This is a genomic window from Pantoea sp. X85, assembly GCF_029623675.1.
Classification (GTDB): Bacteria; Pseudomonadota; Gammaproteobacteria; order Enterobacterales; family Enterobacteriaceae; genus Pantoea; species Pantoea leporis.
Window position 1 is genome coordinate 1,870,159 of sequence record NZ_CP121108.1, and the last position, 14,239, is coordinate 1,884,397.

At 57.3% G+C, this 14,239-nt stretch carries 14 protein-coding genes; 4 read left to right on the plus strand and 10 right to left on the minus strand.

Annotated features, from left to right (window positions below):
• Positions 1-69: 69 nt before the first annotated feature.
• The 9 genes from nth to ydgT all read right to left on the minus strand — a co-directional run bounded on the left by nth (position 70) and on the right by ydgT (position 7,336).
• Positions 70-705: an endonuclease III gene (gene nth / locus P6287_RS08760; protein WP_277974801.1), complete on the minus strand. Its 636-nt coding sequence runs from the start codon at positions 703-705 to the stop codon at positions 70-72.
• A complete protein-coding gene (locus tag P6287_RS08765) occupies positions 702-1,403 on the minus strand; it encodes an electron transport complex subunit E (RefSeq protein WP_008110261.1) in 702 nt (233 codons plus the stop codon). Before P6287_RS08765 ends, nth begins: the two co-directional genes overlap by 4 nt.
• Complete coding sequence (rsxG, locus tag P6287_RS08770) at positions 1,396-2,031, minus strand: electron transport complex subunit RsxG (protein WP_101764528.1); 636 nt, start codon at positions 2,029-2,031, stop codon at positions 1,396-1,398. The genes P6287_RS08765 and rsxG overlap by 8 nt, the downstream gene beginning before the upstream one ends.
• Before the next feature lie 2 nt (positions 2,032-2,033).
• On the minus strand, positions 2,034-3,092 hold the full coding sequence (gene rsxD, locus P6287_RS08775) for an electron transport complex subunit RsxD (RefSeq protein WP_101764527.1): 1,059 nt from the start codon (positions 3,090-3,092) through the stop codon (positions 2,034-2,036).
• Positions 3,093-5,291, minus strand: coding sequence for an electron transport complex subunit RsxC (gene rsxC / locus P6287_RS08780; RefSeq protein ID WP_277974802.1), 2,199 nt, complete (start codon positions 5,289-5,291; stop codon positions 3,093-3,095).
• Positions 5,284-5,862, minus strand: a complete 579-nt coding sequence (rsxB, locus tag P6287_RS08785; protein WP_110866053.1) for an electron transport complex subunit RsxB — start codon at positions 5,860-5,862, stop codon at positions 5,284-5,286. The genes rsxC and rsxB overlap by 8 nt, the downstream gene beginning before the upstream one ends.
• Positions 5,862-6,443, minus strand: a complete 582-nt coding sequence (gene rsxA, locus P6287_RS08790) for an electron transport complex subunit RsxA (protein ID WP_101764524.1) — start codon at positions 6,441-6,443, stop codon at positions 5,862-5,864. The genes rsxB and rsxA overlap by 1 nt, the downstream gene beginning before the upstream one ends.
• Before the next feature lie 123 nt (positions 6,444-6,566).
• Positions 6,567-7,010 carry a DUF2569 domain-containing protein gene (locus P6287_RS08795; protein ID WP_101764523.1) on the minus strand — a complete coding sequence of 148 codons (444 nt, stop codon included), beginning with the start codon at positions 7,008-7,010 and terminating at the stop codon, positions 6,567-6,569.
• A 110-nt stretch (positions 7,011-7,120) separates the two neighbouring features.
• On the minus strand, positions 7,121-7,336 hold the full coding sequence (gene ydgT / locus P6287_RS08800) for a transcription modulator YdgT (RefSeq protein WP_167391211.1): 216 nt from the start codon (positions 7,334-7,336) through the stop codon (positions 7,121-7,123).
• A gap of 674 nt (positions 7,337-8,010) precedes the next feature.
• On the opposite strand from ydgT, the gene ytfQ reads away from it, so the two are divergent.
• From ytfQ to yjfF, 4 genes are read left to right on the plus strand one after another with little or no spacing between them, the layout of a single operon-like run.
• Positions 8,011-8,967 carry a galactofuranose ABC transporter, galactofuranose-binding protein YtfQ gene (gene ytfQ, locus P6287_RS08805; RefSeq protein WP_008110249.1) on the plus strand — a complete coding sequence of 319 codons (957 nt, stop codon included), beginning with the start codon at positions 8,011-8,013 and terminating at the stop codon, positions 8,965-8,967.
• Positions 8,968-9,023: 56 nt separating this feature from the next.
• A complete protein-coding gene (locus P6287_RS08810) occupies positions 9,024-10,544 on the plus strand; it encodes a sugar ABC transporter ATP-binding protein (RefSeq protein ID WP_277974803.1) in 1,521 nt (506 codons plus the stop codon).
• Entirely contained in the window at positions 10,537-11,553 is a 1,017-nt protein-coding gene (gene ytfT, locus P6287_RS08815; protein WP_101764519.1) for a galactofuranose ABC transporter, ATP-binding protein YtfT, read from the plus strand. Before P6287_RS08810 ends, ytfT begins: the two co-directional genes overlap by 8 nt.
• Positions 11,550-12,536 carry a galactofuranose ABC transporter, permease protein YjfF gene (yjfF, locus tag P6287_RS08820; protein ID WP_101764518.1) on the plus strand — a complete coding sequence of 329 codons (987 nt, stop codon included), beginning with the start codon at positions 11,550-11,552 and terminating at the stop codon, positions 12,534-12,536. The genes ytfT and yjfF overlap by 4 nt, the downstream gene beginning before the upstream one ends.
• Before the next feature lie 194 nt (positions 12,537-12,730).
• On the opposite strand, the gene araA is transcribed toward yjfF, so the two are convergent.
• Positions 12,731-14,233: an L-arabinose isomerase gene (gene araA / locus P6287_RS08825; RefSeq protein ID WP_277974804.1), complete on the minus strand. Its 1,503-nt coding sequence runs from the start codon at positions 14,231-14,233 to the stop codon at positions 12,731-12,733.
• Positions 14,234-14,239 lie beyond the last annotated feature (6 nt).

Below are 14,239 nucleotides of genomic sequence, written 5' to 3' on the forward strand. Positions count from 1 at the left end.
AAGCTTTAGTGCGCGCAGTTGAAAAGGGCACATTTGCCGTGACGCAGCAGATGTGTCAGAGCCCGCGATTCAGAGTTCGGTTTTAGCGTCGAATTCACACAGATCTTCGATCAGACAGGATCCGCAACGCGGTTTGCGCGCCACGCAGGTATAGCGACCGTGCAGAATCAGCCAGTGATGGCAATCGACTTTAAACGCCGCCGGCACCACTTTCAGCAGCTTATCTTCCACTTCTTCCACATTCTTGCCCGGCGCAAAGCGGGTGCGATTGCTGACGCGGAAAATATGGGTGTCAACGGCGATGGTCGGCCAGCCGAAAGCAGTATTCAGTACCACATTGGCGGTTTTACGCCCGACGCCCGGCAGCGCTTCCAGCGCCGCACGATCTTCCGGCACTTCGCCACCGTGCTGTTCCAGCAGAATGCGGCAGGTCTTGATGACGTTCTCCGCCTTGCTGTTAAACAGGCCGATGGTTTTGATGTACTCCTTCACGCCATCCACGCCCAGCGCCAGCATCGTTGCCGGGGTATTCGCCACCGGATAGAGCTTCGCGGTAGCTTTGTTGACGCTGACGTCGGTGGCTTGCGCGGAGAGTAACACCGCAATCAACAACTCAAACGGCGAGCTGAAGTTCAGTTCTGTGGTCGGATGCGGATTCTCATCACGCAGGCGCGTCAGGATCTGCGCGCGTTTCTCTTTATTCACACCGCTTTCCCGGTTGCGCCTTGCGGCTCCGCTTCAGGCGCTGCCGCACGGGTGGCCGCACGCTGTTTCATCTTCTGATCGATCAGGTATTTTGCCGCCAGCAGCATGCCAAGGCCGATAAAGGCTCCCGGTGGCAGCATCGCCAGCAGCATCGGCGAATCAAAGTGCACCACTTCAATACGCAGCGCTTTGGCCCACGGCCCCAGCAGCTGATCCGCCCCGTTGAACAGCGTGCCGCTGCCAATCAGTTCACGAATCGATCCCAGCGTCACCATCGCGCAGGTTGCGCCCATGCCGATGGCAAAACCGTCCAGCGCCGAGAGCGGAATGCTGCTCTTTGAGGCGACCGCTTCGGCGCGACCCACCACAATGCAGTTAGTGACGATCAGCGGGATAAAGATGCCGAGCGACTGATACAAACCGTACGCATAGGCGTTGATCAGCATTTGCACGCAGCTCACCACTGAAGCGATGATCATCACGTAAATCGGAATACGGATTTCGGCCGGCACCCAACGACGCGAGGCGGAAATTGCGCTGTTGGTGATGGTCAGCACCAGCGTGGTCGCCAGGCCTAAACCGAGGGCGTTGGTCGCGGTTGAGGTCACTGCCAGTAGCGGACAGAGACCGAGCAGCTGCACCAGCGCGGAGTTATTTTTCCACAGGCCGCCGACCAGTAAATTCTTGGCTTCACTCATTTGCATCTCCACATTCAGGCAGCGAAGCAAGCTTCGCTGGCAGTGTTTCAATCAGCAGCGCGGTGCGCTTGGTGGCGTTGACCACCGCGCGTGGCGTAATGGTTGCGCCGGTAAATTGGTCGAATTCACCGCCGTCTTTTTTCACCGCAAAATTTTTGTCATCCGCGCCGTGGATCACTTTGCCATTGAAGCTGTTAATCCAGTCTGAAATACGCAGTTCGATTTTATCGCCGAGGCCCGGCGTTTCATGGTGCTCAACCACGCGCACGCCCAGCACTTTGCCGTGGAAATCGGCGCCGACCAGCATCTGAATCGCCCCAGAATAGCCGTCTGGCGCGGTGGTCTCAAGCGCGGCCGCCACCGGCTGATCGCCTTTACGCGCTAAATAGAGATGGTGCGGGCGATCATTGCCCAGCGCCAGCGCATCGGTCACCAGATAACACTCTTGCTGGATGTGATTGTCGTACAGATCGGTCGGCACCACCTGATCTAACAAATTTTTCTGTTGTAGCGCTGTCTGATGCTCCACCGTCGGCTTGGTGACATAGTTAACCACCGCCGTCACGCCGGTGGTGATCACCGCAAAGGCCGCCAGCGTCACCGCATTTTTACGAATAGCTTCGATCATCTTCAATCCTTGCGATGGCCGTAAACGCGCGGCTGAGTGTAGTAATCAATCAGCGGCACACAAATATTGGCCAGCAATACCGCGAAGGCGACGCCGTCCGGATAGCCGCCAAAGCTGCGAATCAGCCACACCAGCAAACCAATCAGCGCGCCGTAAACCAGGCGGCCGCGATTGGTGGTGGAGGCGGTCACCGGATCGGTAGCAATAAAGAACGCGCCGAGCATGGTGGCACCGGAGAACAGGTGAATCAGCGGTGAGTTAAGCGACTCCGGCGAGAACACCCAGCCCAGCGTGGCGCAGAACGCCAGCGAGACGAGGAAACTGACCGGAATGTGCCAGCGGATAGCATTCTTTGCCAGCAGCAGCGCGCCGCCCAGCAGATAACCGAGGTTAACCCACTGCCAGCCAACACCGGCTAACACGCCACTATAAATCGGCTCCGCAAGCAGCTGTTCGGCGCTGTGCCCAGCACGCAGGCCGGTTTTAAAGGTATCGAGCGGTGTCGCCTGGCTGACGCCATCAACGCCGAGCTGCAGCTGCTGCATGGTTTCACCGGCCAGCGTGTGGTGGGTGAAGATCATACTGAGCGAATCCAGCAGGCCGGGTTTGATCGCCTGCAGGCTATCGGGCGGCAGCCAGCTGGTCATCTGCACCGGGAAGGAGATCAGCAGCACCACGTAACCGACCATTGCCGGGTTAAACGGGTTTTGCCCCAAACCGCCGTACAGCTGTTTGGCAATGACGATGGCGAAAATGGTACCTAACACCACCAACCACCACGGCGCGAGCGGCGGCAGGCTGATGCCCAGCAGCAACGCGGTGAGCAGGGCAGAGTTATCGGATAAGGTCGGCACCACCGGCGTTTTACGCAGGCGCAGAATCGCCCCTTCGGTGGCCCACGCGGTGGCGGTGGCCAGCAAAACCTGAATTAAGAAACCGACGCCAAAGAAATACCATTGTGCGGCCATGCCCGGCAGCGCGGCAAACACCACCAGCAGCATGATATTGCCGGTGCTGCGGCGGTTGTGGGTATAGGGAGAACTTGCAATACGAAAAGCCATTTAATCCTCAGTCGTCGAAGGCTGCTGCTGCGCTTTACGCGCTTTGGCACGGGCGACCGCAGCGGCAATCGCCGCTTTGCGTGGGTCGGCGGAGTCAGGAGAGGCAGCAGCCTCCACTTCAGGAGATGTGGCTTCAGCCTGCTGAGCGGCAGCCGCGGCTTTCTTCGCTTTGGCACGCGCAATCGCCGCTTCAACGGCGGCCTTGCGCGGATCAACTTCAGCAGCAGGCGCGTCGGCAGGCGGCTCGGCGGATGCCGGTTCAGCAGGTTGTGCGGCAGCGGCGGCTTTCTTCGCTTTCGCACGCGCAATCGCCGCTTCAACGGCGGCCTTGCGCGGATCGACTTCAGCAGCAGGCGCGACAGCTGGCGGCTCAGCGGGTGCAGGTTCTGCCGCAGCGGCAGCTTTTTTCGCCTTCGCACGCGCAATCGCCGCTTCCACCGCCGCTTTACGCGGATCGACTTCTGCCGCAGGCGCATCAGCTGGCGGCTCGGCAAGCGCGACGTCAGCCGCTGGTGCGCCCGCTTTATTCGCTTTCGCACGGGCAATTGCCGCTTCCACCGCCGCTTTACGCGGATCGCCGGACTGACGACTCAGCGCCTGCGTTTCAGCTTGCTTCTCGGCCTGCTGCGCTAAGGCTTGTGCATGACGCGCTTCGCGTTCCGCAGCATCCTGCTCCGGCGTTTTTTCCTGACGCGCTTTCACGCGTGCCACGGCGGCGTCGAGTTCACCCTGATCGCTACGCGCCACGCGCTGTTTAGCCTGTTCATGACGCGCTTCACGCGCCTGTTTTTCGCGTTCGAGACGTGCCAGACGCGCTTCAAAACGCGCTTTCGCTTCGGCGGTACGTTTCGCTTCAAGATCGATGGCGCGCAGTTCGGCTTTTTCCTGGCGGTAATATTGCACCAGCGGAATGTTACTCGGGCAGACGTAAGCGCAGGCGCCGCACTCAATGCAGTCATCAATATTGTGCGCGCGTGCTTTTTCGTGATCGCCGCCCTGGCTGTACCAGAACAGCTGCTGCGGCAGCAGTTTCGCTGGGCAGGCATCCGCGCAGGCGCTGCAGCGGATACAGGATTGCTCTTGCTGATCGTTGCCCATTTCGCTGGCCGACGGCGCCAGAATACAGTTGGAGATTTTCACCAGCGGCACGTTCAGCGACGGCAGGGTAAAGCCCATTAGCGGGCCGCCCATGATCACCATCTGGCGCGATCCCGGCGTAAAACCGGCATGCTGCAGCAGGTGGCTGATCGGCGTACCGAGACGTCCCCAGACGTTGCGCGGGCGCGCCAGCGCTGCGCCGGTCAGCGTCACCACGCGTTCGGTGATCGGTTCGCCGTCTACGATGGCGCGTTTTACCGCCCACGCGGTGCCGACGTTTTGCATCAGCACACCGATATCGGTGGAACGTCCGCCGTGTGGCACTTCGAGGCCGGTGAGAATCTGCGTCAGCTGTTTCGCGCCGCCAGACGGATACTTGGTCGGAATCACACGAATCTGCAATTCACGATCGCCGCCCAATGCCTGTTTCAGCGCGGCAATGGCTTCCGGTTTGTTATCTTCTATGCCGATCAGCACGCGTTCCGCCTGCAACACCCACGCCAGAATGCGGCAGCCTTCCAACACTTCGGCGGCACAATCCTGCATTAAACGGTCATCGGCAGTGATGTACGGCTCGCACTCGGCGGCGTTGATGATCAGGGTTTTTACGCCGCGCAGGCCGCCGCGCAGTTTGGTGGCGGTCGGGAAGCCCGCGCCGCCTAATCCGGCGATGCCCGCATTGTGAATGCGTTTTACCGCTTCTTCACGCGACAGGGCGCGGTAATCGGGCTGCGGATCGAGCGTGGTCCAGCGATCTTCGCCGTCGGCACGCAGGAAAATGCATAGCTCGGAGAGGCCAGAAGGGTGCGCCGTCATGTGTGGCGCAATCTCTTCGATGGTGCCGGACGTTGGCGCGTGCACCGGCAGCATGCGTCCGCCGCCAAAGGTCAGCGGCTGGCCGCGCAGCACTTTGTCGCCGGGCGCCACGCAAATCTCGCCTTCATGGCCGATATGCTGTTTTAACGGAATGATAAAGCGCTCAGGCAGGGGTAACTGGCTCAGCGGCGTACCGTTGGACTGTGTTTTCATCTCAGGCGGATGGATGCCGCCCTGAAAATCCCACAACTTCTCTTTGCGGAACAGGTTTAACAAATTAAGCATGGGTTTCTACCGGGATCACCCGTACAGGAATGGTGTCGAGATTCCACTTCCAGTTGGCCGTGGTGGTGGCAACCGGGCGCATCTCAATGCAATCGGTCGGGCAAGGCGCAACGCAGAGATCGCAGCCGGTGCAGACATCGCTCAGCACGGTGTGCATGGCGCGCGTGGCACCCACGATGGCGTCCACCGGGCAAGCCTGAATACATTTGGTGCAGCCGATGCAGTTCTCTTCATCGATCCATGCCACGGTACGTATCGGCTCCAGCACGTCTGCGCCGCCGTCGAGCGGTTGCGGTTCAACGTTGAGCAGCGCGGCCAGCTTGAGCATGGTCTGCTCGCCGCCGGGCGCGCACTTATTGATCGCTTCACCGTTGTTACCCACCGCATCGGCATACGGGCGGCAGCCGGGATAGCCGCACTGACCACACTGGCTCTGCGGCAAAATCTCATCGATCTGCTCAACAATCGGATCTTCTTCCACCTCGAAGCGACGTGAGGCGTAACCCAGCAGGGCACCAAACACCAGGCCCAATGCAGCCAGCGCGATAATCGCAATCCAAATCGCGGTCATTAGAATTTCACCAGCCCGGTAAAGCCCATAAAGGCCAGCGCCATCAGACCAGCGGTGATCAGCGCAATCGAGTTACCTTTAAACGGCGCGGGAACATTCGCCAGTACCAGACGCTCGCGCATGCCAGCGAACAGCACCATCACCAGCGAGAAGCCGAGTGACGCACTGAAGCCATACAGCGCCGCCTGCAGGAAGGTGTGATTGAGGTTAACGCTCAATAATGGCACGCCCAGCACCGCACAGTTGGTGGTGATCAGCGGCAGGAAGATACCCAGCAGGCGATAGAGCGACGGACTGGTTTTACGCACCACCATTTCGGTGAACTGCACCACAACAGCAATCACCAGAATATAGGCGAGGGTGCGCAGATAGACCAGATCAAGCGGCACCAGAATGAGGTGATTCACCAGCCAGGCGCAGATCGCCGCCAGCGTGATCACGAAAGTGGTGGCAAGTCCCATGCCAATGGCCGTTTCCAGTTTTTTTGACACGCCCATAAATGGGCAAAGGCCGAGGAATTTGACCAACACAAAGTTGTTCACCAGCACTGTGCCAACAAAGAGAAGTAAGTAATCGGTCATTTTTTAACCTGGGAAGCCGAAAGGCGTCTATTATCCGGAATTGAGAGGTGCATCTCAACCTTCAACGGGTTTGTGTGAGCATTGAGAGCACTCAGAATTAAATTGCTGACGAAACTCACGTCATTATGGCTGGATAAACGTCTGTTTTACGCGCTGAGAGCGTTTGAAATAGGGCACAAACACCGCAGCCGCCAGCAGCGACAGCAGTAAAGTCTGAATCGCTTTGCCATCGGCCACCGGCGTGAAGGCAAAGGTTTTTAACGCCAGCAAGATGGTCATCAGCAGCCACAGAATGTAATGGCGCGGTAAGCGACGCGAACGTTTACAGAAAATCCAGCACACCCAAATGCTATACGCCCATACCACCGCAGCAGTCAGCAGCGAGATCGACCATTGCGTCAGCAAAGTGCCGCCGTGTGAGAACAGCGTCGTGCGTAATTCGGGTTTAAACAGCGGACTCAGATACATCGCCACCACCAGCGCACTGGTCAGCATGGTCATGATCAGCCACGCCAGCGGCAGCAGTAGCCAGCCAGCAATACGTGGCGGGTTCACCAGTTGGGTCATCGACAAGATCCTGTTTGCAGAGAAGAGGGCGATGCAGAGCGTATCATGTCCAAACGGGGCACGCCCGACCTGGACAACGCAAGAGCGCAGATAGAGAGGGGATAAATCAATTAGATCACGTAACGCCAGACGGTTTTCGGCACGCGGCCCATATCGAACAGACGTCCGCCAGAGACCAGTTCAGCACGTCGATGGTCGGCAGCGCGATACATATTGATGATCTCTTTATCATCAGTCAGCGAATAATTCAGATGGTCGTAGAGTTTTTCCAGACTATCGAGATTATTCACTTTGCGGAATTTCAGCAGGTAATCTAATGCAGTCATGATTGCCATTTAAATATAAAGTACTTGGAAGTGCCCAAGTATAGGGAGCACGCAGCGAGAGTCCATACGCGACTCATAAAAAAATACAAAATTCAGACAACATGCGCTAATTCGCTCATGAAACGACACTTTTTTGCCTTTTACGCGTTTTAAACGCGCATATAAAGTACGATTTAAGGCAAATTGAGGCCGGTATTTAGCGGGCTTGTGAGAAAATCACACGCTATTAACACATTATTGGAAAGCCGTTATTTCTCCGTCTCTATAATAGGTATTTGCGATCGTGCTGCGAATGAATCCGCTGTTTATTCCGCTCTGGTCAGCAAATTTATGCACACGCCGTGAAACCGGCACTCACATTCTGTGCGAGCAGTCACAAAACCAATAATTGATTGTCGCTGCAGACCATAACCATTCTTTACGCGCCCGCTGTAATCGTTTCCAGAAGTGAGAAGCATAACCGATTCTGTTTATTACATTTATTTAACGCCCTCCGCAATAATTAGCAGGCATTTTGTCCATAATGCCACGATCTATAAAGCATTGCCTGTTCACGTAACTCCTTTAATTCACTCTGATTTGTGAAGTATGTCGCGCTTGTTTACGCGCTTTTCAGCCAGGCTTAATTCGCGTTTTGTACCCCTACAACACACTCCCTTCAGAGGAATGAAATTATGTGGAAACGTTTACTCTTGACCGCCATGGTGAGCTCGGCACTGAGTACGTCGGTGTTGGCTGCTGATATGACGGTGGGCTTCTCACAGGTTGGGTCGGAATCTGGCTGGCGTTCAGCAGAAACCAATGTGGCAAAAAGTGAAGCGCAAAAGCGCGGTATCACGCTGAAAATCGCCGATGGCCAGCAGAAACAAGAGAACCAAATCAAAGCGGTGCGCTCGTTCATCGCGCAGGGCGTTGATGCCATCTTCATTGCGCCGGTGGTGCAAACGGGATGGGAACCGGTGCTGGAAGAAGCCAAAGACGCCAAAATCCCGGTGTTCTTACTCGATCGCGCCATCGTGGTGAAAGACAAATCGCTGTACATGGCGGTGGTCACTGCGGACAACGTGCTGGAAGGCAAGTTGATTGGCGACTGGCTGGTGAAAACGGTCGCGGACAAAAAATGTAACGTCGTCGAGCTGCAAGGCACCGTCGGCGCCAGCGTGGCGATTGACCGTAAGAAAGGCTTCGCCGAAGCCATCGCCGGCCACGACAATATCAAAGTGATTCGCTCGCAGTCCGGTGACTTTACCCGCAGTAAAGGTAAAGAGGTGATGGAGAGCTTTATCAAGGCGGAAAACAACGGCAAGAATATCTGCATGGTTTACGCGCATAACGATGATATGGCGATCGGTGCCATTCAGGCGATTAAAGAAGCTGGCCTCAAGCCAGGCAAAGATATCCTGACCGGTTCGATTGATGGTGTGCCAGATATCTATAAAGCGATGCTGGCCGGTGAAGCCAATGCCAACGTGGAGCTGACGCCTAATATGGCCGGTCCAGCATTCGACGCGCTGGAGAAATTCAAGAAGGACGGCACGATGCCGCCGAAAATCATCAAAACAGAATCGAAACTGTATCTGCCGGACTCCGCACAGGCGCAGCTCGATACCAAAAAAGGCATGGGTTACTGATCCCCGCAACCGCCCTTCGGGGCGGTTTTTGATGACGTAAGGCGAGGGAGAACCTGATGAGCACCTCCGATGAAACCGCACTGCTGACCATTAGCGGCGTCAGCAAAGGCTTTCCCGGCGTGAAGGCGCTGGATAATGTCTCGTTCAGCATCCGCAAGGGCGAGATCATGGCGTTGCTGGGCGAAAACGGCGCGGGCAAATCCACGCTGATTAAAGTTCTGACCGGCGTGTATACCAGTGATGCCGGCACGGTAACCCTGAACGGCAAGGCGATTACGCCGCACAACACCGCTGATGCACAGGAGATGGGCATTGGCACGGTTTATCAGGAAGTGAACCTGCTGCCGAATATGTCGGTGGCGGATAATTTGTACATTGGCCGCGAGCCGCGGCGCTTAGGCATGATTGATCGTAAGCGCATGGTGCGCGATGCCGATGCGCTGATGCGCAACTACGGCTTTGTACTCGACGTAACGCGTCCGCTGGGCCATTTCTCGGTGGCGATGCAGCAGATCATTGCGATTTGCCGCGCGGTCGATCTCTCCGCGCAGGTGCTGATCCTTGATGAACCGACCGCCAGCCTCGATGCTAATGAAGTCGAAATGCTGTTTACCTTGATGGCGCAGCTAAAAGCCAAAGGGATGAGCCTGATTTTTGTTACCCATTTTCTCGACCAGGTTTACCGCATTACCGATCGCATCACCGTGCTGCGTAACGGCCAGTTTATTGCCACGCGCGATACCGCCACGCTGCCGCAGATTGAACTGATCAAGTTGATGCTGGGACGCGAGCTGCTGGAAACCGCTTTGCAGCGTCAGGGCAGCACGCTGCGCAGCAATCAGCCGGTGGTGTCATTTGAAGATTATGGCAAGAAGGGCACCATTGAACCGTTCAACCTGCAGGTGCGTCCGGGTGAAGTGGTGGGACTGGCCGGACTGCTCGGTTCAGGCCGTACCGAAACCGCCGAAGTGCTGTTCGGCATTCGCCGGGCGGATCGTGGCACCGCGACCATCAAGGGCAAAGTGCAGAACATCCGCACGCCCGCCAAGGCTTCGCGCCTCGGTATGGGTTTCTGTCCGGAAGATCGTAAAACCGACGGCATCATTGGTGGCGCGTCGGTGCGCGAAAATATCATTCTGGCGCTGCAGGCGCAGCGCGGCTGGCTGCGACCGATCAAGCGTCGTGAGCAGCAGGAGATCGCCGAGCGCTTTATCAAGAGCCTCGGCATTCGCACGCCGCATGCCGATCAGCCGGTTGAGCTGTTGTCCGGCGGCAATCAGCAGAAGGTGCTGCTTTCGCGCTGGCTGGTGACCAAACCGCAATTTCTGATCCTCGACGAGCCAACGCGCGGCATCGATGTCGGCGCGCATGCCGAAATCATTCGCTTAATTGAAACCCTGTGCGCCGACGGATTGGCGCTGCTGGTTATCTCCTCTGAACTCGAAGAACTGGTGGGCTATGCCGATCGCGTGTTGATCATGCGCGATTTGAAGCAGGTGGCCGAAATCCCGCTGGAGCAGCTGTCGGTGGCCGCGATCGTCAACGCCATCGCCGATGGAGGAGTACAACATGCTTGAATCCCCTATGACACATGACAAACCCGAACGGCGTAAGCCGAAGCTGCCGCCTGGCATGCCGCAGATTGTGGCGCTGATTCTGGTGCTGCTGGTGGATAGCCTGGTGGCGAATAACTTTTTTGCCATTCACATTCAGGATGGCCGTTTGTTCGGCAGCCCGATTGATATCCTCAATCGCGCCGCGCCGGTGGCGCTGCTGGCGATTGGCATGACGCTGGTGATTGCCACCGGCGGCATCGATCTGTCGGTGGGCGCGGTAATGGCGATTGCCGGCGCAACGGCGGCGACCTTGACGGTGGCGGGGCACAGTTTGCCGTTCATCATTCTGGCGACGCTCGGTACCGGCCTGGCCTGCGGTTTATGGAATGGCATTTTGGTGGCGCTACTAAAAATTCAGCCGTTTGTCGCCACTTTGATTTTAATGGTGGCGGGACGCGGCGTGGCGCAGCTGATTACACAGGGCCAAATCGTTACCTTCAACAGCGATAGCCTGGCGTGGTTTGGTAGCGGTTCGCTGTGGCTGCTGCCGGTGCCGGTATGGATTACGCTGCTGGTGGCGCTCGTGGTGTGGCTGCTGACGCGCAAAACCGCGCTCGGACTGTTTATCGAAGCGGTCGGTATCAACCTGCGCGCGGCGCGCAATGCCGGCGTGAATGGCTGGCTGGTGGTGATGTCGACCTATGTGATTAGCGGCATGTGCGCGGCGGTGGCGGGCATGATCGTCGCTGCGGATATTCGCGGTGCCGATGCCAATAATGCCGGTTTGTGGCTGGAGCTGGATGCCATTCTGGCGGTGGTGATTGGCGGTGCTTCGCTGATGGGCGGGCGCTTCAATCTGGTGCTGTCACTGATTGGCGCGTTGATTATTCAATCGATGAATACCGGTATTTTGCTGTCCGGCTTCCAGCCTGAACTCAATCAGGTGGTGAAAGCGGTGGTGGTGATGTGCGTATTGCTGCTGCAGTCGCCACGCTTTATTGCCATGTTGAAACGGAGACGCCCGAAATGATGAAACGTCATCTGCCATTGATGATCACGCTGCTGGTGTTTGTGGCGGGTTATCTGTTTTGCCTGAGCCAATTTCCCGGCTTTGCTTCAACGCGCGTGATCTGCAATATCCTCACCGATAACGCTTTCCTCGGCATTATCGCCGTGGGGATGACGTTCGTGATTTTGTCCGGCGGGATTGATCTGTCGGTGGGCGCGGTGATTGCCTTTAGCGGCGTGTTTCTGGCGCGGGTGATTGGCGATTATCATCTCGATCCGCTTCTGGCGTTTGCGCTGGTGCTGGCGATGGGCGCGCTGTTTGGCGCGATGATGGGCTGGCTGATCGATGCGCTGAAAATCCCGGCGTTTATCATTACGCTGGCGGGGATGTTTTTCCTGCGCGGCTGCAGCTATCTGGTGTCGGAGAATTCGATTCCTATCGATCATCCGCTCTATACCACGCTGTCGAGTCTGGCGTGGAAGATCCCCGGCGGCGGACGCCTGAGTTTGCTGGCGCTGATTATGCTGGTGGTGGTACTCGGCGGGATTATTCTGGCGCACCGTACGCGCTTTGGTAATCAGGTGTATGCGATTGGCGGTAGCCTGACTTCGGCGCAGTTGATGGGCGTGTCTACGCGCGCGACCACCATCAGGATTTATATGTTGTCGACCACGCTGGCGACATTAGCGGGCATTGTGTTCTCCATTTATACCTCGGCAGGCTATGCGCTAGCGGGATTGGGTGTGGAACTGGACGCGATTGCCTCGGTGGTGATTGGCGGCACCTTGTTGTCTGGCGGCGTGGGCACGGTGTTGGGCACGCTGTTCGGCGTGTTGATTCAGGGATTGATTCAGACCTGGATTAACTTCGACGGCACCTTGAGTTCATGGTGGACCAAGATCGCCATCGGCATTCTGCTGTTTGCGTTTATCGCGCTGCAACGCCTGCTCACCGTGATGTGGGATCGCCAGCAGAACGCACCTGTTAAGCGTTTGACCTCTTAACTTCTTCACCCGCCTTTCCCTCACCCCAACCCTCTCCCGCGCGCGGGAGAGGGAGCCGCCGGTGCAGCGATAAGCAGCACTCTTTCCTGAAGCAAAAGCATACGTTGAGTTCGGAGTGACAGCGTTTATAAAACGGTTCCTTCTCCCGCTTGCGGGAGAAGGCTAGGATGAGGGGAATATCGCAGAGGACGAAATCAACGTGCCAGGCGGTAATACGCCTCATTCCAGCGCAGCGCATCTTTAAATGCCGGTAAGCGCGTCTCCTCATCAATCACCAGCACTTCAATGCCATTCAGCTCGCCGTACAGATACATATCATCCAGATCCAGCGCCTGGCTGAACACCGTGTGGTGCGCGCCGCCGGCCAGAATCCAGGCTTCTGATGCGGTGGCCAGCGACGGCTGGGCACGCCACAGCGCACGGGCCACCGGCAATTTTGGCAGCGGTTTGGGCTGTTCGATCGCATCCACCACATTCACCAGCAAACGGAAACGATCGCCCAGATCGATGACGCTGGCATTCACCGCGCGTCCGGCCGGCGTGGAGAAGATCATGCGCGCCGGATCGGCTTTGTCGCCAATGCCGAGGAACTGCACATCAATCAGCGGCTTCTCCTCTTTGGCGATGGACGGGCACACTTCCAGCATGTGCGAGCCCAGCACCAAATCATTGCCCGGTGAGAAGTGATAGGTGTAATCCTCCATAAAGGAAGTACCGCCCGCGCGTGTGCCTGCCTGGATCTTGAGAATGTGCAGCAGCGCGGCGGTTTTCCAGTCGCCTTCACCGGCAAATCCATAGCCCTGGCCCATCAAGCGCTGCACCGCCAAACCGGGCAGTTGCGTCATGCCGTGCAAAGTCTGGAAGTTGGTGGTAAAGGCTTTGCAGCCCTCGGCTTCGAGGAAACGTTTCAGACCCAGCTCAATGCGTGCCGCATCCAGTACGTTTTGACGTTTGTCGCCATTGACGGCGGCGGCATCGGTGAAGCGATATTGGCTTTCGTATTCATCGATCAGCGCGTTGACGTCGCCATCGCTGACGCTATTCACCACCTCGACCAAATCGCCCACGCCCCAGCCATTCACGGAGTAACCAAACTGAATCTGCGCCGCGACTTTATCGCCTTCGGTCACCGCCACTTCGCGCATGTTGTCGCCGAAGCGCGCCACTTTCAGCTGCTGGCTGGCCTGTTTTGCCAGCGCGGCATTGATCCAGCGTCCGATGCGCTGCTGGCTGGCTTTATCCTGCCAGTGACCGGTAACCACGCTGTGTTGCAAACCCATGCGCGCGCCGATAAAGCCGAACTCGCGGCCGCCGTGCGCGGTTTGGTTAAGGTTCATAAAGTCCATATCCATGCTGTCCCACGGAATCTCCGCGTTGAACTGGGTATGGAATTGCAGCAGCGGCTTATTCAGAATGCTCAGGCCACCAATCCACATCTTGGCCGGCGAGAAGGTGTGCAGCCAGGTAATGATGCCGACACACTGATTATCGTGGTTAGCGTCGCGGCACAATGCCAGCGCTTCGTCTGGTGATTTAACCAGCGGCTTCAGTACCAGCGACACCGGCAAGGTGCCGGCCTGATTCAATCCGTCCATCACCTGGCGGGCGTGCTGTTCCACCTGACGCAAGGTTTCCGCGCCGTAAAGGTGCTGCGTACCAATAACAAACCACACCTGTTGTGCGTTGTGCTGTCCCATTAAATC

Excerpts from the sequence above, each read along its gene's own strand:
- P6287_RS08765 (WP_008110261.1), bottom strand. The coding sequence starts at position 1,403 with ATGAGTGAAGCCAAGAATTTACTGGTCGGCGGCCTGTGGAAAAATAAC.
- rsxG (WP_101764528.1), bottom strand. The coding sequence starts at position 2,031 with ATGATCGAAGCTATTCGTAAAAATGCGGTGACGCTGGCGGCCTTTGCG.
- rsxD (WP_101764527.1), bottom strand. The coding sequence starts at position 3,092 with ATGGCTTTTCGTATTGCAAGTTCTCCCTATACCCACAACCGCCGCAGC.
- rsxC (WP_277974802.1), bottom strand. The coding sequence starts at position 5,291 with ATGCTTAATTTGTTAAACCTGTTCCGCAAAGAGAAGTTGTGGGATTTT.
- rsxB (WP_110866053.1), bottom strand. The coding sequence starts at position 5,862 with ATGACCGCGATTTGGATTGCGATTATCGCGCTGGCTGCATTGGGCCTG.
- rsxA (WP_101764524.1), bottom strand. The coding sequence starts at position 6,443 with ATGACCGATTACTTACTTCTCTTTGTTGGCACAGTGCTGGTGAACAAC.
- P6287_RS08795 (WP_101764523.1), bottom strand. The coding sequence starts at position 7,010 with ATGACCCAACTGGTGAACCCGCCACGTATTGCTGGCTGGCTACTGCTG.
- ydgT (WP_167391211.1), bottom strand. The coding sequence starts at position 7,336 with ATGACTGCATTAGATTACCTGCTGAAATTCCGCAAAGTGAATAATCTC.
- ytfQ (WP_008110249.1), top strand. The coding sequence starts at position 8,011 with ATGTGGAAACGTTTACTCTTGACCGCCATGGTGAGCTCGGCACTGAGT.
- P6287_RS08810 (WP_277974803.1), top strand. The coding sequence starts at position 9,024 with ATGAGCACCTCCGATGAAACCGCACTGCTGACCATTAGCGGCGTCAGC.
- ytfT (WP_101764519.1), top strand. The coding sequence starts at position 10,537 with ATGCTTGAATCCCCTATGACACATGACAAACCCGAACGGCGTAAGCCG.
- yjfF (WP_101764518.1), top strand. The coding sequence starts at position 11,550 with ATGATGAAACGTCATCTGCCATTGATGATCACGCTGCTGGTGTTTGTG.
- araA (WP_277974804.1), bottom strand. The coding sequence starts at position 14,233 with ATGGGACAGCACAACGCACAACAGGTGTGGTTTGTTATTGGTACGCAG.